The sequence below is a fragment of the Streptomyces sp. AgN23 genome, from assembly GCF_001598115.1.
Lineage (GTDB): Bacteria > Actinomycetota > Actinomycetes > Streptomycetales > Streptomycetaceae > Streptomyces > Streptomyces antimycoticus.
In genome coordinates, this window is record NZ_CP007153.1 from 2,321,358 (window position 1) to 2,339,638 (window position 18,281).

The window sequence follows — 18,281 nt, forward strand, 5'->3', positions numbered from 1 at the left end:
TCAGGAAGCCACGGAGAGTATTCATTGATTACAGTTTCTCGTGTGGATGTGTGTGTCGGTGCACGTCTACTGCTGTCGGACGTCGACTTCCACATCTCCCCCGGCGACCGGGTCGCCCTCGTCGGGCGCAACGGAGCGGGCAAGACGACGCTCATGCGCACGATGGCGGGTGAGCTGCGGCCCGCCGCCGGGACCATCAAGGCGACCGGACCGGTCGGGTACCTCGCACAGGACCCCCGCGGAGCCGACCAGAACCAGACGGTCATGGACCGGGTCCTGGCCGCCCGTGGCCTGGACCGGGTCACGGCCGCGATGCGCGCCGCGGAGACCGCCATGGCCGAAGCCCGGTCCGACGCCGAGCGGGACCGGGCCATGCGCGCCTACACCAGGGCGCAGGACGAGTTCGACGTCCTTGGGGGATACGCGGCCGAGGCCGGCGCCGCACAGGTGGCCGCGGGCGTCGGGCTGCCCGACCGGGTACTGACTCAGCGGCTCGGCGAACTGTCCGGCGGGCAGCGCCGACGGGTGGAGTTGGCGAGAATCCTCTTCGCCGAGCAGGACACGCTGCTGCTCGACGAACCGACCAACCACCTCGACGCGGACTCCATCGCCTGGCTGCGCACCTTCCTGTCGGGGTTCCCCGGCGGTCTCCTGATGATCAGTCACGACGTTGATCTGATCGCGGCCGTGGCGAACCGGGTCGTCCACGTCGACGCCGAACGGCTCGCGATCGAGGTGTACAACACCGGTTGGCGGCGCTACCAGGCCGACCGTGAGGCCGCCGAGCGCAGGAGAGCCAGGGAGCGTACCAACGCCGAACGCAAGGCGGCGGCGCTGCGCGCGCAGGCTGAGAAGATGCGCTCACACGTGGCGACAGCGGTGGCCGCGCGGAACATGGTCCGGCGTGCGGACACCATGCTGAGGGAACTGGAGCCGGCACGCAGGGCCGAACGCGTGGCCCGGGTGCGGCTGCCCACCCCGGAACCCTGCGGGCGCATCCCGCTGGCGGCGGTCGGCTTGACCAAGTCGTACGGCGAGCACACGGTCTTCAACGGGATCGACCTGGCCGTCGACCGGGGCAGCCGCCTGGTCGTGCTGGGGCTCAACGGTGCGGGCAAGACCACGCTGTTACGCGTCCTGGCAGGTGAGGAGCAGCCCGACCGGGGACGGGTGGTACCGGGATACAACCTGCGTCTGGGGTACTTCGCCCAGGAGCACGACACGCTCGATCCCTCCGCGACGGTGTTCCAGACGCTGTCGTCCGCGGCCCCGGGACTGGCCGACGGCGAGGTGCGACAGGTGCTGGGCGCGTTCCTGTTCCGAGGCGACGACGCCGACAAGCCCACCGGTGTGCTCTCCGGCGGCGAGAAGACCCGGCTGGCGCTGGCGTGTCTCATCCACTCCGGCGCGAACGTGCTGCTGCTCGACGAACCCACGAACAATCTGGACCCGGTCTCCCGCGACGAGGTCCTGGCCGCCGTGGGCGACTATCCGGGCGCGGTCGTCATGGTCACCCACGACCGCGGCGCGGTGGAGGCCCTGCGCCCCGACCGGGTCCTCTTCCTCCCCGACGGGGAGGAAGACCTGTGGAGCGAGGAATACGCCGACCTGATCTCCCTGGCCTGACCCCGGACACCGGCGCGCCGCCCGGTCCGTAAGGACCGGGCCCCTTCCGGGCCCATACCGGCAGAACACCATACGGCCATACCCGGTCCTTGCGGACCGGTCGATTCGCTGAGGGAGCACCATGCTCGACCTGAAAGGCCGCACAGCACTGGTCACCGGTTCCTCGCGCGGGATCGGCCGCGGCAATCGCCGAGCGGCTGGCTGCGGACGGCGCCCGTGTGGCCGTCCACTACGCACACGACGAACGGGCTGCCCAGGAGACCGTGGCGCACATCCGTGAACGCGGCGGAGAAGCGTTCGCCGTCGGTGCCGACCTGTCGACGGTCGCCGGGGTGGACGGCCTGCTGGCCGAGACGGGCTCCCGGTTCGCCGACGGCGGCCGGGATAGCCTCGATGTGCTGGTCAACAACGCGGGCTTCAGCACGACGTTCTTCGAGGCCACCACCCCCGAGATCTTCGACAGGCTGTTCGCGGTGCATGCCCGGGCGCCGTTCTTCCTGGTACAGCGCGCGCTGCCGCTGCTCGCCGACGGCGGCAGGGTGGTGTCGGTGTCCTCCGCGGCGGTCCGGGTGGCGGTGGCGGACGTGGCGTACACGATGGCCAAGGCTGCGGTGGTGGCCATGAACCGGACCCTGGCGCACCTGCTGGGCGAGCGTGGCATCACGGTGAACACCGTGGCCCCCGGTGCCGTGGACACCGACCTGACCGCGGCCGAGCGACGGGAGCAGCCGGAAACCAGGCCGGTCATCATCGACATGACCGCGCTCGGCCGGATCGGCACCCCCGCCGATGTCGCCGATGTCGTGGCGTTCCTCGCCTCGGATGACGCGAGGTGGGTCACCGGGCAGCTCATCGAGGTCAGCGGTGGCCTGTTCCTGGGGCTTCCCCCGGGTCTCTCACACTGACCGCGTTTCCGCCAATGACGGAGGGGAGGAGTCCGTGTCTTCAGGGCGTGTTCCGAAACTGCCGCCTGCCCGTCGATGCCTGGCGCGCACGCTCGCTGCGTTGTCGGGATCGTCCGAGTACGCCCGGTACGAGGGCGAACTTCCGCCGTGCGATCGCACGCACCAGGCGCCGCCGGGCCCGCCCTGCGGGCGGACGGCGCTCATTTCGAGGCACGCCCTAGAAGGCTCGTGAAGATCTTGGGTTCTGGCCCTGCCGTGTCAGCGGCAGGGCCAGACTTGTCTTGTGGCGATGGGTGAGTGGGTCGGCGAGATGGTCGGGCCGGATGTGTGGGAGACCTGCCGGGACCTGATTCCGGCCGGGAGTGTGTTCGCGTTCCTGGCCGAGCATCGTGGCGAGCTGTTCCCGGCTGAGATGTTCGTGGACATGTATCCGTCGGCGAATGGACGGCCGAGCATGCCGCCGCAGATCCTGGCCGCCGCGATCGCGCTACAGGCCCTGCACGGGCTGTCGGACTTCGAGACAGTCCAGGAATTGCGGTGCGACCTGCGGTGGAAGGCCGCATGCGGCCTGGGCCTCAACGACATGGCGTTCGATCCATCGCTGCTGGCCTACTTCCGCCGCCGGCTGGCCCGTTCCGCCCGCCCGAACCGCATCTTCGAGACCGTACGCGAGGTCGTGAAGGCCACCGGTGTCCTCAAGGGCAAGCACCGCCGGGCTCTGGACTCCACTGTGCTGGACGACGCGGTCGCCACCCAGGACACCGTCACCCAGATCATCGCCGCCGTCCGCGCGGTGATCCGCGAAGTCCCCGGCGCCGACACGGCCGCCGCTGCCCAGTGCACCGCCCACGACTACACCGACCCAGGCAAACCGAAGATCGCCTGGAACGACGAGCAGGCCCGCGCCGAGCTGGTCGACGCACTCGTCACGGACGCGCTGCGGCTGCTGGGCCACCTGCCCGAACAGCAACTCGGCGAGAAGGCCGCGAACGCGGTGGGCATCCTGGCCCTGGTCGCCGGTCAGGACGTCGAGCCCGCCGAGGACTCCGACGGCCGCGACGGACGCTGGCGCATCACCCGGGGCACCGTCCCTGGCCGGATGGTCTCCACCATCGATCCGGAAGCCCGGCACATCCACAAGACCCGCAGCCACCAGCAGGACGGTTTCAAGGCCCACCTGGCCATCGAGCCCGAGACCGGCTTATACACCGCCGTCGCCCTGCGGCCCGGCTCCGGGCCCGAGCACCATGAGGCTGCCGTGGGTCTTGAGCTGCTCGCCGACGAGGACACCCCGGTGGACGCCTTCGGTGACACCGCCTACTCCACCGGCGACGCCCGCCAGGCCCTGGACCGGGCCGGGCACCGGCTGTTCCTCAAACCCGCCCCGCTGCGGCCCGCCGTCCCCGGCGGCTTCACCCTCGACGACTTCGCCATCGACACCACCACCGCCATCGTGACCTGCCCGGCCGGACACGCCGTGGGCCTGTCCGACCCCGGCGGGCAGCACCACCAGCGCAAAGCCTCTTTCGGGAACTTATGCACCGGATGCCCCCTGCGCGAGCAGTGCACCAAGGCCAAGGCCGGACGCATCCTGACCATCCGCCCGCACCACGACCTCCAAGCGGCCGCCCGCCACCAGGCCGCCACCGATCCTGACTGGCAGGCCGACTACCGCCGCTGGAGACCACCGGTCGAACGCGCCGTCGCATGGCTCGTCCACCACGGCAACCGCCGACTCCGCTACCGCGGCACCCTCAAGAACGACACCTGGCTCCACACCCGAGCCGCCGCCCTCAACCTCCGCCGACTGATCAACCTCGGACTCACCCGCATCGACGGCGCCTGGCACCTCGCCCCAGCCACCACATAACGAAGAGGGGCCATCCGGCCTCCGGCCGGACAGCCCCTCACCAAGATCTTCATCGGCCTTCTAGTGGGACTCGCCGAGCCAGCCCGCGTCCGACGGGGCATCACAGCCGACGAAAGTGTTCACGAATGCCTCGACGGCCCGCTCGTCGGCAGCGGTCCGCGTCAGGTCGTCGAGGAACTCGGCGGTGAAGGGACGCAATTCGGCCTGCTGGCAGGTGTAGGCAAAGGCCGCGAGCCGCTGCGCATCGCGGGTCGCGGAATAGCCCGCCAGTGCCTCGTCGAGCCCGAGGGAACCCGAGAGCCCGGCGTCGAGTGCGTCGGCGAGCACGGCGGCGTCGGCGAAGGCGTCGGAGATGCCCTGGGCCGAGACAGGATCCTTGTGGTGGCCGGCGTCGCCGGCCAGGACCCATCCTGGGCCGTGGACGTGTCTGCGGGCATTGCGGACAGCCGCGGATCGAGGCTGCGATACCAGGTCCGCGCTGGCCAGGGCCTGCCCGACCTCGGGTACCTCTCTCAGCGACGACATGTAGAACGCATCCCGCGCCGTACGTCCCGGGGCGGGGGCCTCCTCCGGAGGGAAGACCAGCGAAACCACGGTGAGATCGCCGTTCGTCGGCCACAGGAAGATGCCGCGCCGGCCGCGGAACACCACCCGCACCCCCCGTTCCGCGGTACCCCTCCAGTAGCCGTAGAGGCTGCGTGCGAGGATCCCCCTGTCCTCCAGGACCGGGGCCTTCACCAGGCTGGCGACCGTCGAGTTGCGGCCGTCGGCCCCGACGACCACGCGGGCGTGCAGGTCGACGGGCCCGTACGGGCCGGCCCCCCGCACCCCCGCCACCCTGCCGTCGACGACGATGAGACCGGTGACCGCGAAGCGTTCCCGCAGCCGCGCCCCCTTGGCGCGGGCCTCGGCCACACCACAACGTCGAACGACTGCCCGAGGTCGAGGTCCACCAGGTCGCGCTGGTACCAGCTGATCCCCGGCGCCCGGCGCCGGGCGGTGGCGAGCATCGACTCGTCGACGTCCACGCCCGTCACGGCGATCCCGTGGCGGGCCAGCTCGATGGCCACCCGCCCGGTGCCACAGCCCGCGTCGACGACCGTGGACGGCGCGAAAGAACGGACCAGCGCGGCTTCACCATGGGCATCCCCTCCCTCGGCGGCGATGCGGTCGAACGGGCCTGGTACTCCTCACCGTTCCACGTCATGCGAGCACCATGGCACACCCGCCACCCCGCCCCAAGACCGATCTCCGCCGAAGGCCGGAACGCTCTTCCCAAGCCGCCGGCCACATCACCCTCGACCGCTTCCTGAACAAAGTGCGTTTCAGACGCGGTGACGCCCGCATCCCCATCACGACCATCCGTTCCCTGGAGACACGCAAGCTGGTCCACCGCGAGCCCGGCGCGCTTGTCCTGCATGACTAGGATGCCGAGCGCGTTACATGATCAGGGACCGGGACGGGAAGCAGTTCTACAACGCACACCGACCACACCAGGGCATCGCCAACGCCCGCCCACTGCACCCATTACCTGCGCCGATCGACGACCCGGACACATTAACCCGCCTCGACATACGACGACGTGATCGCCTCGGCGGCCTCCTCCACGAATACCAGCATGCCGCATGACCTGCACGGATGAAGTTATCGGCAAGGTGGGTGTGCATCGCGTCGCTGGTGGCGACTGTGCCGGCCAGATCCTCGAGGGTGTCGAGCAGAGGCCGGAAGCGGGTGATCTCGTTGGTCTTCTCACCGACGTCCATCTGGGCCAGGACCAGTGCGTTCCCGTGGTCGCAGGCGACCCGGAGGTGGATCTTCCGTCCCTTCGCGCGGGCCGCACCCCGCAGCGACTTCCCGTCGACCACGAGCCCTCGCAGCCCTTGTCCCCTGGTCTGCCGGTCCGCGAGCCCGGCTCCGACCGCCCGGTCCAGGGCGTCCGCGTCGATTCTGGCGAGCAGTCGCCGGATCGTGGATTCCGCGGGTCCGGGACCTGTGCGAGGCGTTCCAGCAGATCCGGAAGATCGCTCCCGGACACTTCCGGATGCGGTCTGAGCTGTTCAAAGGCGGGGGAGGTCTCAGATGATGCGTCGGCAGGCACGGGCAGTCCAAGGTCACAGAGCGTAGAGAACTCCATGATCGCGGACGTCCATGCCTGCTGTGTACCGAACCTCGCCCAATATGACGAGACGTCAGCAACCGGGCGTCAGCCGACTACGCCGAAGTCCTGACCGAAGAGGGCGCGGTAGTACGCGACTTCCGGTTCGCGCTCCATCCAGATGTTGCCGGTGGGGTCTCCGTTGTTGCACTGTCGGACCATCCGGTTGGTTTCCGCTGCGCTCTTCGAGATGCACGACGAATGGTTCGCCTTACCTCGCCGCCACCTCCCCGAAGGCGATATGGGTGATATCTGTCATACACTCTCTTTTTGTTCCCCCGCGCTACCCAACGCACCGAAATGCAACCGCCAGTTGATCTTCAACAGCATGACGGGGGACACTACCTGGCGGATGCGTGTTCCCGACCGAGTGACACTCGCTTCGGCATCCTCCCACGCAGGTCATCGGAGGCCATTTACCCTAAGATTACTGGGCAGTTGACCTCAGGGTTTCGTGGTAGCGTATTTGTTCGGAGGGACAGTGCGACCTGAAAGGGAAATCGTGAACACGGAGAAGATCACCGCTCGCCGCCTCTCGCTGGAAGAGGTGACGAAGCTCGGCGTGAAGGACAGGCTCTTCATTTCCGCCGACACGGCAGAACTCAAGCTTCCCGACTGCTATGTCCCTGCTTTTCTGACCAAGTCCGGTGAGGATTTCGAGGGCGGCTCGATCACGGCGAGAACCGTATTCCAGGAAGTGGTCTCCTGCCTTCCCGACGACGAGAATGAAGCCGGGATCTACGTGGCTGACGAGAACGGCTCGGTGACCATCGAGGTCCTCCAGTCCGCCGGTGTCGTGCTGGACCTGGCACTTTTCGTCCCTGGTGGGGACAAGGGAGCCCTCACGGCCCTTTACGCTGCGGCCCGGCAGGCCTTCGGCGCCGACACCGTGCAGATCTGGCGCCAGGGCCTCAAGGAGGTTCCCGACGTGAAGGTCGACATCTTCGAGGAGCAGATTCCCCGGGGGCGCAAGGGGGCCGACAGCCCCAAGCGTGACCGTCGCGCGTTCGACACCTACCCCACCCGTGCAGACTTCATCGAGTTCTCCACGGGGTGGAAGCCGGTCATGGAGATTCACAGGCCGATTGTTGACGACACCCCGACCATCTGAGGCGGCGTTACCTCTCGTTCTCGGCATGAGAGAACGCCGAGAACGCATGCGCCGGACCCGGTCGACCCCTGAGCGGCCCAGGGAGCCGTCGGAAAATAACTCACGAACGACGAAGCGCCGTTCCACTCGATGACCTCGCGAGACAGACCGCCTGACCAAAATCAAAGCCTGAAGTTATTCTGCGACAGCCCTCAGGGCTTCGCCGTAGTCGAGTGACGTCCACTTCGTGCTCGGGCGAGGCCGAGGAGCATGAGGGGTCAGGGCTTCGGCGTAGTGCCGTGACGTCTGGTTCGTGATCATCCGAGGCCGAGTAGATCCGGGCACCGCCCAGCGGCAGCCCGAGCTTGCGCAGCCGCTGGGTCACGGCCTTCGCCCCGCCGCGAAGCTGGCGGGCTCGCCGGCCGCGAGCGTCTCGATGCAGTACGCGCACTGGGTGGTGAGCGCCACGGCCACGGCCATCAGCTCGGCGTACTTGGGCGGGATGGTGTTGTCGGGGTTGCGCAGAACCTGCTTGTCCAGCTCCATGAACGCCTTGACCGCCTCGGGGGCGCCGGCGCGGAGGTTGCGGGCGTACTTGTAGTCGGTGTGCTCGTGGTAGCTCATGCTCTGTTCCTGGATCTCTCAATATGCGGTGGGCCGTGCTCGCGGGCCTCGGGCGTGGTGTCGACTCAGGCGAGCGGGTTGAGGACGAGGTAGCCGTCCAGGCGGGAGACCTGGTCGGTGTCCGGGTCGGTGGGGAGGGCGTGGCCGAGGTCGTTCGCTCGGACTTCGCCGATCCACTGGTCGTGCTGGTACTCGTGGTTGATCAGCGCGACCAGGAGGTGGCGGGCGACGACGGTGAGCTGGTCCGGGGCGGCGACACGTCCGCCCGCGATGTCGTTCATGCGGGCGTGGGCGCGTTCGGCGACGGTGTCGCGGAACGCGCCCAGCCGCTCGACGGTGGGAAGCGCGCCGCGGAACTTCTCCGGGTTGGCCGAGTCCATGAGCCCGTCCAGTTCCGGGTCGGGGCTGGGCTCGGCGGCGGTGAGGTTGCGGACCATGAAGTGGGCGACGTGGGCCTGGTGGCCCAGGTGCCAGCCGATGGCGCTGGAGTCCTCGTGGGGCCGCCAGGTGATCTCGTCGGGGGTGAGGTCCTTCCACAGGGCGTCGGTGTAGGCGCGGGCGCGGTCTTACTCACGCAGCAGGGCATCTACCTCATACACGGGGGTTGCCTCCGAGGGCCGGGGTCTGCAGTGAGGTGTTCAGGCGGAGAGGGAGGGCTCCGCCGGCGTGGGCTCCTCATTCGGGTCGGGCAGGGCATGGAGGATGGCCTGGGCGGCGCGTTCGCCGCCCAGCAGTGCTCCGTCGATATGGCCGGCGTAGCTGCGGGCGGTCTCGGTGGAGGCCCAGTGGAGCCGCCCGTCCAGGGCGGGGCGCTGGTAGAGGCGGTGGCCGAAGAGGGAGTAGTCGCCCAGTTGTGCCACCTGCGCGGGGGACGTCCACTGCTCGGCGCTCCAGTCCTGGACGTGCAGGGCGAGGGGCTGAGCGGCCTGTGGGCCGAAGAGCTGCGTCAGATGCCCGGTGACGGCGGCGCGGAAGTCGGAACCGCCGTTGCGGGCCGTGCTCGGGTGGGCGAAACCGAACAGGGCGGCCGGCTGTCCGTCGGGGCCGGACATGTCGTGGATTTCCTGCAGCGGGCCGGTGCGGCTGAAGGCGGCACCGGCCAGGCCGTCCCGGCGCCAGAACGCCTCGGGATACTCGGCGACGACCTTCACCACGGCGCCCATCCAGACCGGGGTCTGCTCGGCTACGCGGACGAGGTCGGCGGCCAGTTGTCCGCCGAAGTCGATACGGTCCAGGGCGAGGGACGGCGGTACGGCGAGGACGACGTGCTCGGCCTCGATGACGGAGTCGGGGGTGCGCACGCTGATGCCGGACGGGGTGGTCCGGATCGCGGTGACCGGGGTGCCGAGGCGGAGGGTGCCGGAGGGCAGTGAGGCGGCCAGTACGTCGGTAAGGGACGCGGCGCTGGTGGTGAAGCGATTGGCGCGGGCATCGATCGGGTTGCCCGCGAGGCGCTGTACGCCGCTCGCGTCCTGGTAGACGGCGTCGCCGGTGGTGTGCTGCGGGAAGCTGCCGAGCGCGGAGTCCGCGAGCAGGGCGCGGACGTGCCGCTCGTCGTCCCAGAACCAGGTGGCCCCGAGATCGAGGGAGCCTTCCGGTGTGGCCGGGGCGCTCAGCAGGCGGCCCCCGATCCGCTCGCGCGCCTCCAGGACGACGACGTCGTGGCCGGCCTGTGTGAGAGTGCTCGCTGCGGCGAGGCCCGACGCACCTGCCCCGATCACGACGACGGACCGGCTTGTGCTGTGCGCCATGCGCGAATCCTTTCCTGATCAGGCCGGTGGCACCGGCCCGGTACTGCTCGGGGATGGTGAGGGGAGGGACTGTCAGCCGTCGGTAGTGAGGACCATGCGGAAGCGGGCCTGTCCGGCCTGCTGGGTCTTCAGCGCCTCGGCCGCCTGCTTCAGCGGCGCGGTCTGCACTTGCGGTCGTACGCCACTGGCCAGGGCGAAGCGCATGGCCTGCTCCGTGTCGACGGGGCTGCCGGTGACATGTCCGGTGACGTGCCGGGCGTGCATCACCAGCTTGTCCAGCGGGAGGTCGAGCGGGGTGCCGTCGAAGCCGACGACGGTGAGCCGTCCGTGCGGCGTGAGGCCGTCGATGAGTCCGGCCAGCGGCTTGCTGCTGGAGGCCGTGGACAGCACCAGCCGGGCGCCGCCCAGGGCGCGCAGCGCCTTGCCAGCGTCCTCGGCGGAGGCGTCGATGTAGTGGTGTGCGCCGAGGTCGAGCGCAGTGTGCCGCTTGTCCTCACCGCGGCCGATGGCGACCGTCTCGAAGCCCGCCGCAGCGGCGAACTGCAGCGCGAAGTGACCCAGGCCACCGATACCGAGGACGGCGACCAGTTCGCCGGGCTCGGCCCCGCTGTGCCGCAGCGCGTTGAAGGTCGTCACGCCCGCGCACCCGAACGGTGCGGCCTCCTCGAAGGAGAGCCCGTCGGGGATGCGGACGAGGGCAGCGGCGGGGACGGTGATGGTGGTGGCCCAGCCGCCCGGGTAGGTGAGGCCGGGGATCTGCCGCTCGGCGCAGTGGACCACGTCGCCCGACCGGCAGGCAGTGCAGCGTCCGCAGGAGCCGCCGAACCAGCCGACCCCGGCCCGCTCGCCGACCCTCCAGCCCGCCACTCCCTCGCCGACCTCGGCGACGACTCCGGCCACCTCGTGCCCAGGGGTGATCGGGAAGCCGTACGCGGGCGTGGGGTTCGCGGCCATACCGGCATCCGCCCCGCAGATACCAAACGCCCTGACGTCGAGGCGCACCTCGCCGGGGCCCGGCTCTCGGGGCTGGACCGGGGCGAGGTGCACCGGCCCTCCGGGCACGGTCACCTGAGCGGCACTGTGTACCTGGCGGTCGGTCTCGGACACGGCAATCACTCCTGACAGAAATGAGGGGGCATTCCCAAGCGGATTTTCCGGGTACTGTGAACTCACCGGGCGATAACAATGCGCGGAAATCACCTGCCCGGTCGCGTCGGCGGAGCGCGCTTCGCCAACCGTAGGACGGATGCCCGGCATCCGGTAGACGACGATCATGAATACGGCTATAACCTGAGGCTGTAGCCGAGAGGGATTCACGATGAACATCGAAGGGCTGAGGTACGCGCAAGCCGTGTCCCGGACCAAGTCGTTCAGCGCCGCGGCACGCGACTACGGCGTCACGCAGCCGGCGCTGTCGAACGGGGTGGCCCGCCTGGAGGAGGAACTCGGGATCAAGCTGTTCGACCGCTCGCCGCGCGGCGTCAAACCTACGGTGCACGGCGCGCGTGTGCTGCCGCTGATCGACCGGGCCCTGGAGACGCTGGACTCGGTCACGACCGAGGCGCGGCGGCTCACCAGCCCGGCCGCCGGGGCGATCCGCATGGGCGTCTCGCCGCTCATCGGCGCGGATCTGGTGGGCTGCGCCTTCAACGCCGCCCGCGGCCTGACCCACCCGCGTGACCTGGTGCTGCGCGAGGCCGACCTGGACCTGTTGCGCACCGCCCTCAAGGACGGCGAACTGGACGTGCTGCTGGTGCCCGAGGTGGAGGCCATGCCCGCCTACCGGCACCACACCATCTTCACCGAGCCCGTCGTCGTCATCGACCCGGCCGTCGCTCCCGGCACCGATGGCCCCGTGGAGCTGACCGATGCCGCCGGAGCCGACTTCATCCTCGTGCCCAACAGCTGCGGCCTGACCACCTTCACCACGCAGCTGTTCCGGGACAACGACCTGCCGCTTCGGACCTATCCGGGCGAGGCCTCCAACTATCGGGTGCTGGACGAGTGGGCGCGCCTCGGCGTGGGCGCGGCCCTGCTCCCTCAATCCAAAGTGATGCAAGAACACGCGAACTGCCGTCCCCTGGTGCGGGGCGGGGTTCCCGTGGAGATGTCCTACGAGTCCGTCTGGGGGCGCGACAACCCGCTCGGCGCCGATCTGGAGGAATTCGTCGGCTGCCTCGCCGACTCCGCCGGTTGCCTGGGGCCCTACCCCGAGCCCGGCGGCGATGCCCCTTCGGGGCAGGCGGCAGACGTCTCGCCGGGCGCGCCTTCCGAGTAATGCAAGCTCGTTATAGCGGCATCACTGAAGATCCTCTACCGGACGCCGTCGCGGCGACCTACTTTTGACTCATCCGAATCGCCCGCGGAAATTCCTGCGGCAATGCCGACGAAAGGATGGGTCATGGCTTACCTGGAAATCACGCTGAAGGTGGCAGCGGAAAACCGCGTCGCGGCGGCCGGCGTGTACCAGAAGTACAAGCAGCCGTTCCTCGATACCGTTTCGGGCGCCGAGTCCAAGGAACTGCTCGTGCGCGACGTGGACGTCCAGGTGCTGCACGGCTTCACCACCGTCGCCGAAGCCCGCGCCTATCTCGACAGCACCCTGTTCAAGCAGGACGTCGTCGGCGGCCTGGCACCGCTGCTGGCCGCCGACCCCGAGGTCCGGATCTACGACACCGTCTGACGGTCCCGGACGGGCCGCCGCACCTCACGCGGCGGCTCGCCGCCCATCCCACCGCCTCCCTCTCCCTCAGCCCCACGGCCACTCGCCTCATGAGGCATTCCCGGCACCCAAGCGGCAATTTGCCCCGGTACAGGTATGTTCTGGGGTCGTCCAGGGCGTAACACCCTCACACCCGCCTCGCACCAGGAGCACCAGCATGTCCCGCACCACCATCGACCTCACCGGCAAGAAGGCCGTCATCATCGGCGGCACCAGCGGCATGGGCCTGTCCATCGCCCGGCACATCCTGGACGCCGGCGGCAGCGTCGTCGTCACCGGCCGCTCCGAGGCCAGCGCGGTAAAGGCTGTAGCCGAACTGTCCAGCCCGAACGCAAGCGGCCTCGCCGCCGACCTGAACGACCCCGAGGCCGTCGAGCGCCTGCGCGCCGAGCTGTCCCGGGACTACGCCGACGCGAGCCTCCTGGTCAACGCGGCCGGCGTGTTCGCCCCCAAGCCGTTCCTGGAGCACACGCCCGAGGACTACGACCGCTACCAGGCCATCAACCGCGCCTTCTTCCTCATCACCCAGACCGTCGCCGCGAACATGGTCGAGCGCGGCACCAAGGGCTCCATCGTCAACGTCGGCTCCATGTGGGCCCACCAGGCCGTCGCCGCGACGCCGTCCTCCGCCTACTCCATGGCCAAGGCCGGTCTGCACTCCCTCACCCAGCACCTGGGCATGGAGCTGGCGCCGTACGGCATCCGCGCCAACGCCGTCGCCCCGGCGGTCGTCCGCACCCCCATCTACGAGGAGTTCATCCCCAAGGCCGAGATGGACAGCGCCCTGGACGGCTTCAACTCCTTCCACCCGCTGGGCCGCACCGGCACTCCCGACGACATCGCCGCCACCGTGGTGTTCCTGCTCTCTGCCCAGACCGACTGGGTCACCGGCGCGGTCTGGGACGTCGACGGCGGCGTCATGGCCGGCCGCAACTGACAACCCGTCCCCGGGACGGAAACGCCCCCAGCACACGCAGAGAACGGAGCAGACATGAACACCCCCACGGGAGGCGGCCACTTCGACCTGGTCGTCATCGGCGCCGGATCGGGCGTCGGCGTACTCGACGAGCGGTTCGACGGGCTGAAGGTGGCCATCGTCGACAAGGGCGTCGGGCCGCTGCGGAAGTACGTGGGCACCTGCCTCAACGTCGGCTGCGTTCCCACGAAGATGCTGGTCCACACCGCCGACACGGCGCGTGCCGCCCGGCACGGCGCCCATCTGGGTGTGGACCTGGAGCTGCGCGGTGTCGACTGGACGGCCGCCATGGACCGCCTTAACAGGCATATCGACCCGGTGTCCGCCTGGTGGCTGGACGGCCACGAGAAGCGTGCCAACGTCACCGTCCACTACGAGGGCACCGCCCGCTTCACTGGTGAGCGCCGCCTTGAGGTGGAGACCGCGGAAGGAACGGTCGAACTCACCGCCGACCAGGTCGTGGTGGCGGCGGGCAGCCGTCCGGTGGTGCCGCCGATTCCGGGGCTGGCCGAGGTCGGCTTCCGTACCAGTGACGATGTCCGCATCATGGAGCGGCTGCCGCGCCGGATGGCCGTGGTGGGCGGTGGCTTCGTGGCCACCGAGCTCGCGCACGTGTTCTCGTCGCTCGGTGTCGAGGTCACCGTGGTGGAGATGCTCGACCAGCTCCTGGCCCGTGAGGATGCGGAGATCGCGCAGCGCTTCACCGAACTGGCGAAGCAGCAGTGGGACGTCCGCCTGGGCCGAAAGATGGTGAGCGCCCGGCGCAGCGACGACGGGATCGTGCTGAACCTCGAAGGCCCGCAGGGTGCGGAAGAGGCCGAGGTCGACGAGGTGCTGATGGCGATCGGTCGGCGCCCCAACTCCGATCTGGTGGACGCGGCGGCCGGCGGCCTGGCCACGCATCCCGACGGCCGGATCGCGGTCGACGAGCAGCAGGCCACCTCGGTGCCCGGCGTATGGGCGCTGGGCGATGTCTCCTCGAAGTGGATGCTCAAGCATGTGGCGAACGCCGAGGCGCAGACGGTGATGCACAACGTCCTCCACCCGGACAACCTGATCGCCACCGACCATCGCTACGTTCCGCACGCGGTGTTCTCCTCCCCGCAGATCGCCACCGTGGGGCTGACCGAGCAGGAGGCGAAGGAGACCGGTACGCCCTACGTGGTGGGCCGGACCGACTACTTCGACACCGCGTACGGCTGGGCGATGGAGGACACCACGGGCTTCGCCAAGGTGCTGGCCGACCCTGCCACCGGGAAGCTGCTGGGAGCGCACATCATGGGCCCGCAGGCGCCTACCCTGATCCAGCCGCTGATCCAGGCGATGTCGCTCGGCCAGGACGCCCGCTCCGTGGCGCGCGGCCAGTACTGGATCCACCCGGGCATGCCCGAGGTCGTCCAGGGAGCACTCAACAACCTCCCGCTCGACTGACGTGCGACGCTGGTCTTGCGCACCTGCCCCGCGCAAGACCAGCGTCACCGGTGCAGCCGGTGCAGTCCCGAGCCGATCATGTCGCCCATGTGTCCTCGATCAGCTGCTGATCTTGAATGAAGGACGGCAACGCTCGGGGCGGAGCCGACGCCGACCCGGGTCGAAGGTGGTCGTACTGAGGTGTACGCCGTGGTCCCGAGACCGGCTGGCGCCGCGCCCGCTCCTGGACTCCCTCGAAGGACCCGGACTTCGCGGGAAAAGGACGCGGATCATCGGCCTCTACACCCAGCCACCCGAGGGCTCGACGGTCATCTGCGCCGACGAGCTGGGGCCGGTGATCCCCCGGGCCTTCCCGCCCGCACCGGGCTGGTCACCGGACGGCACTGCATCAAAGCAGAGCTCGATTACAGCCGTGGGCCTGAGAAAACCTGGGGTCTACGGCCTTGCGCGTCCGGGACGGCCAGCAGATCACCATGACCGCTTCCTCCCGCAACAGCGTCTTCTACCAGCAGTTCCTGCAACAGGTCGAGGACGCCAACCCGACCGGCGAGATCTGGGTCGTCACCGACGACCTGTCCTCCCACAACAGCCTGTCCACCCGGATCCGGCTGGAGGACCACGCCCGGATCCGCCACGCGTTCATCCTGGTCGGCACGTGCCGGCTGAACCTGGAGGAACGGCCCGCGCCCCGCCGTCGGCTCGTGGTCTCCGCCGTCCTCGCGTACTCGTTGCCGAGCTGGGACGTGGCGTGCCAATGCTCCTCCTGGGACACGGCCTCCCGCAGCGTGGCGAGGACGGTCCGGACCTCTCGGTCGGCTTCCGCCATGGACGGTCCGGTGCGCTCGTGCACCCTGGGGATCGACTCCTCGGGGTCGGGGAGCTCCATCTCCCGCCGCCCCCGGTAAGGATATTCCCGAAGGGGTTCCGGAAGCTCCAGGGCGAGATCGCGGGCCTCGCCGTCGCTCAGCCGAAGCGCCAGCACCTCGAGAGTGGCGCGGGGTGAGGTCGGCCGCTTCCTGCCCCGAGAGCTGGGTATGGTCCGCCACCGTCTGGAAGAACTCCCTTTCGTCCATGCGGGCCTCCTTGCCGGAGTCGAGGACGTCACCCTCCGCCTTGCCCCGCGGCCACCCGCCACGCGCGGTACCACTAGCCCCGCCGAGCGGGCCCCGCTCACACGCTCAGGCCGTACGGCATCATGCAGACGACGACATCGGTGCGCGCCCTGAGGACCGTGGCCAGCAGCAGTCCGCGCTGGTTCTGGAGGATCTTGTAGCGCCGGTGCCGGGGCTCGACCTCGGGGATGAGAACGGCGATCTCCCGGCCGCCCCCGGCCTCGCGCCGCACATACGCGACCATCGGCTGCACCAGGGAGCGGTGCGGGCTGTCGATGATCTCCAGGCGCACCCCGGGATTCCAGCGCTCCCAGGTGTCCCGCAGCGCCCGCGCCTTCTCGGGCTCGGCCTGGACGCTGACCGCCACGACCTCGTCGCCCAGGGCGAGCGCCGCCGTCAGCGCGCGCTGCGCGAGCCTGCTGACCTCGCCGAGCGGAACGATGACCAGGCTCATGGTGCGCACCGGTGGCGGCGGGATCCGTCCGAGCCCGAGTTCCTCACCGGCCGTCGCGTAATAGCGCTGGACGCGGGTGAACAGCAGCATCAGCAGCGGCACCGTGACGAGGACCACCCAGGCCCCTTCGAGGAACTTGGTGGTCAGCAGGACCAGACCGGCCCCAGTGGTCAGTACGGCCCCCAGGCCGTTGATCATCGCCCGGCGCAGCCACCCTTCCGGCTGCTCGGTCGCCCAGTGCCGTACCAGCCCGACCTGGCTGATGGTGAAGCCGGTGAACACCCCGATGGCGAACAGCGGGATCAACCGATGGGTCTCGCCCCCCACCGCGATGAGCAGCAGGGCCGACAGCAGCGCCACCGCCACCACTCCGTACCGGTACACCGGCCGCTCCGCGCGCAGCCCGAACAGGTGGGGCAGCCGGTCATCCCGCGCCAGCAGGCTCATCAGGACCGGGAGGCCGCCGAAGCTGGTGTTGGCGGCGAGCGCGAGAACAAGGGTGACGATGAGGTTGGTCGCGTAGTACTCCCATCCGGTTCCGTACGACCCGGCGGCGAGCTGGGCGAGGACCGTCACACCGCCGCGCGGCGCCACACGGTCGCGGCGGATCAGATACGCCATCCCGAGCAGCATCATTCCGAGGAGCATGCCGAGCATCAGCTCGGTGTGCTGGGCCCGCTTGATGCGCGGCTCGCGGAACATCGGCACGCCGTTGGCGATGGCCTCCACCCCGGTCAGGGCGGAACAGCCCGAGGAGAACGCTTTGAGGATCAGCAGGACGCCCAGCGCCTCGGTGGTCCTAACGGGATGGGCGGCGCCGACGACGGCGGCGGGGTGCGAGCGCAGGATCCCCATGACGACGATGCCGAGCATGCTGACGATGAACAGCACCGTCGGCAACATCAGCACCCGGGCACTCTCGGCCACTCCCCAGAGGTTCACGGCCGTGAGCAGGGCGAGCAGCACCAGGCAGACGGCGAGCAGATGCGAGGAGAGGATCGGGAAGGCGGAGGCGAGGCTGGCGGCGCCGGCGGCCAGGCTGACGGCGACGGTGAGGACGTAGCGATGGTCAGGCTCGCCGCGGCGAGCAGGCTCACCCGTTGCCCGAGGCTCTTCTTCGCCACCGCGTAGGCGCCGCCGCCGTCCGGATGGACGGCGATCACCTGGCGGTAGGAGATCACCAGCACGGTGAGCAGGATGGTGATGACGACAGTGATGGGCAGCGTGGCGGTTAGGGCCCCGGTGCCGGCGGCGACCAGGACGACCACGATGGCCTCGGGGCCGTACGCGACCGAGCTCAGCGCGTCCAGGGAGAGCGCGGCCAGTCCCTCAAGGCTGGTGAGATGGTGCTTGTCGCCCTCCCCGTGGCGCAAAGGTACCCGCGGCCGCAACGCGCGGTGTGCCAGTCCGAACGCCATGGGGAACCTCGGGGCGGGGTTGTCGGGGGGCCGTTCCGCGACAGTGTGCCCTGCCGTGGCGCCCGGCTGCCTGAGGCATGCCCGAGCAGCCGCCACTTGTCCGCCGCCTCCGTGGCTCCGCTGACCTGACCGAGTACTCCTCACGGC

14 protein-coding genes and 3 pseudogenes are annotated in these 18,281 nt (G+C 69.5%); 8 read left to right on the forward strand and 9 right to left on the reverse strand.

What is annotated here, in order from left to right; genetic code table 11:
• The first annotated feature begins 24 nt into the window (after positions 1–24).
• The 3 genes and pseudogenes from AS97_RS10035 (at position 25) to AS97_RS10045 (ending at position 4,401) form a co-directional block, all read left to right on the forward strand.
• Positions 25–1,626, forward strand: a complete 1,602-nt coding sequence (locus AS97_RS10035; protein WP_210564734.1) for an ABC-F family ATP-binding cassette domain-containing protein — start codon at positions 25–27, stop codon at positions 1,624–1,626.
• 121 nt (positions 1,627–1,747) lie between these two features.
• Positions 1,748–2,531, forward strand: a pseudogene (locus AS97_RS10040) (SDR family oxidoreductase).
• A gap of 289 nt (positions 2,532–2,820) precedes the next feature.
• Positions 2,821–4,401 (forward strand): IS1182 family transposase, encoded by a 1,581-nt coding sequence (locus AS97_RS10045; RefSeq protein WP_210564187.1) that lies wholly within the window; start codon positions 2,821–2,823, stop codon positions 4,399–4,401.
• A gap of 60 nt (positions 4,402–4,461) precedes the next feature.
• Here AS97_RS10045 and AS97_RS10050 read toward each other — a convergent pair whose 3' ends face one another.
• Positions 4,462–5,316: an FAD-dependent monooxygenase gene (locus AS97_RS10050; protein ID WP_210564735.1), complete on the reverse strand. Its 855-nt coding sequence runs from the start codon at positions 5,314–5,316 to the stop codon at positions 4,462–4,464.
• Positions 5,316–5,608, reverse strand: a pseudogene (locus AS97_RS10055) (class I SAM-dependent methyltransferase); the annotation flags it as partial. The gene AS97_RS10050 and the pseudogene AS97_RS10055, both read right to left, overlap by 1 nt.
• Positions 5,609–7,058: 1,450 nt before the next feature.
• On the opposite strand from AS97_RS10055, the gene AS97_RS10060 reads away from it, so the two are divergent.
• Positions 7,059–7,667 carry a hypothetical protein gene (locus tag AS97_RS10060; RefSeq protein ID WP_086709509.1) on the forward strand — a complete coding sequence of 203 codons (609 nt, stop codon included), beginning with the start codon at positions 7,059–7,061 and terminating at the stop codon, positions 7,665–7,667.
• A 360-nt stretch (positions 7,668–8,027) separates the two neighbouring features.
• Here AS97_RS10060 and AS97_RS10065 read toward each other — a convergent pair whose 3' ends face one another.
• The 4 genes and pseudogenes from AS97_RS10065 to AS97_RS10080 form a co-directional block, all read right to left on the reverse strand.
• Complete coding sequence (locus AS97_RS10065; RefSeq protein ID WP_210564736.1) at positions 8,028–8,270, reverse strand: carboxymuconolactone decarboxylase family protein; 243 nt, start codon at positions 8,268–8,270, stop codon at positions 8,028–8,030.
• A gap of 65 nt (positions 8,271–8,335) precedes the next feature.
• Positions 8,336–8,824, reverse strand: a pseudogene (locus AS97_RS10070) (DinB family protein); the annotation flags it as partial.
• A gap of 84 nt (positions 8,825–8,908) precedes the next feature.
• Positions 8,909–10,021 carry an NAD(P)/FAD-dependent oxidoreductase gene (locus AS97_RS10075; protein ID WP_210564737.1) on the reverse strand — a complete coding sequence of 371 codons (1,113 nt, stop codon included), beginning with the start codon at positions 10,019–10,021 and terminating at the stop codon, positions 8,909–8,911.
• Between the two features lie 72 nt (positions 10,022–10,093).
• Complete coding sequence (locus tag AS97_RS10080) at positions 10,094–11,128, reverse strand: alcohol dehydrogenase catalytic domain-containing protein (RefSeq protein WP_247204310.1); 1,035 nt, start codon at positions 11,126–11,128, stop codon at positions 10,094–10,096.
• Positions 11,129–11,339: 211 nt separating this feature from the next.
• On the opposite strand from AS97_RS10080, the gene AS97_RS10085 reads away from it, so the two are divergent.
• The 4 genes from AS97_RS10085 to AS97_RS10100 all read left to right on the forward strand — a co-directional run bounded on the left by AS97_RS10085 (position 11,340) and on the right by AS97_RS10100 (position 15,150).
• Positions 11,340–12,299, forward strand: coding sequence for a LysR family transcriptional regulator (locus AS97_RS10085; protein WP_063804980.1), 960 nt, complete (start codon positions 11,340–11,342; stop codon positions 12,297–12,299).
• A 123-nt stretch (positions 12,300–12,422) separates the two neighbouring features.
• Complete coding sequence (locus AS97_RS10090) at positions 12,423–12,704, forward strand: hypothetical protein (protein WP_059147438.1); 282 nt, start codon at positions 12,423–12,425, stop codon at positions 12,702–12,704.
• A 196-nt stretch (positions 12,705–12,900) separates the two neighbouring features.
• Positions 12,901–13,680 carry an SDR family oxidoreductase gene (locus AS97_RS10095; RefSeq protein WP_059147437.1) on the forward strand — a complete coding sequence of 260 codons (780 nt, stop codon included), beginning with the start codon at positions 12,901–12,903 and terminating at the stop codon, positions 13,678–13,680.
• A gap of 54 nt (positions 13,681–13,734) precedes the next feature.
• On the forward strand, positions 13,735–15,150 hold the full coding sequence (locus AS97_RS10100) for a mycothione reductase (RefSeq protein ID WP_210564738.1): 1,416 nt from the start codon (positions 13,735–13,737) through the stop codon (positions 15,148–15,150).
• Between the two features lie 502 nt (positions 15,151–15,652).
• On the opposite strand, the gene AS97_RS10105 is transcribed toward AS97_RS10100, so the two are convergent.
• Genes AS97_RS10105 through AS97_RS47170 form a run of 3 tightly spaced genes read right to left on the reverse strand, consistent with a single transcriptional unit; the run spans position 15,653 to position 18,134 of the window.
• Positions 15,653–16,324: a DUF2267 domain-containing protein gene (locus AS97_RS10105; RefSeq protein ID WP_349017586.1), complete on the reverse strand. Its 672-nt coding sequence runs from the start codon at positions 16,322–16,324 to the stop codon at positions 15,653–15,655.
• Complete coding sequence (locus AS97_RS10110) at positions 16,321–17,754, reverse strand: amino acid permease (protein WP_247204791.1); 1,434 nt, start codon at positions 17,752–17,754, stop codon at positions 16,321–16,323. Before AS97_RS10110 ends, AS97_RS10105 begins: the two co-directional genes overlap by 4 nt.
• Positions 17,655–18,134 (reverse strand): hypothetical protein, encoded by a 480-nt coding sequence (locus AS97_RS47170; RefSeq protein WP_247204312.1) that lies wholly within the window; start codon positions 18,132–18,134, stop codon positions 17,655–17,657. Before AS97_RS47170 ends, AS97_RS10110 begins: the two co-directional genes overlap by 100 nt.
• Positions 18,135–18,281: the final 147 nt, after the last annotated feature.

Coding starts and splice junctions, on each gene's coding strand:
- AS97_RS10045 (WP_210564187.1), top strand. CDS start 2,821: ATGGGTGAGTGGGTCGGCGAGATGGTCGGGCCGGATGTGTGGGAGACC.
- AS97_RS10065 (WP_210564736.1), bottom strand. CDS start 8,270: ATGAGCTACCACGAGCACACCGACTACAAGTACGCCCGCAACCTCCGC.
- AS97_RS10075 (WP_210564737.1), bottom strand. CDS start 10,021: ATGGCGCACAGCACAAGCCGGTCCGTCGTCGTGATCGGGGCAGGTGCG.
- AS97_RS10085 (WP_063804980.1), top strand. CDS start 11,340: ATGAACATCGAAGGGCTGAGGTACGCGCAAGCCGTGTCCCGGACCAAG.
- AS97_RS10090 (WP_059147438.1), top strand. CDS start 12,423: ATGGCTTACCTGGAAATCACGCTGAAGGTGGCAGCGGAAAACCGCGTC.
- AS97_RS10095 (WP_059147437.1), top strand. CDS start 12,901: ATGTCCCGCACCACCATCGACCTCACCGGCAAGAAGGCCGTCATCATC.
- AS97_RS10100 (WP_210564738.1), top strand. CDS start 13,735: ATGAACACCCCCACGGGAGGCGGCCACTTCGACCTGGTCGTCATCGGC.
- AS97_RS47170 (WP_247204312.1), bottom strand. CDS start 18,134: ATGGCGTTCGGACTGGCACACCGCGCGTTGCGGCCGCGGGTACCTTTG.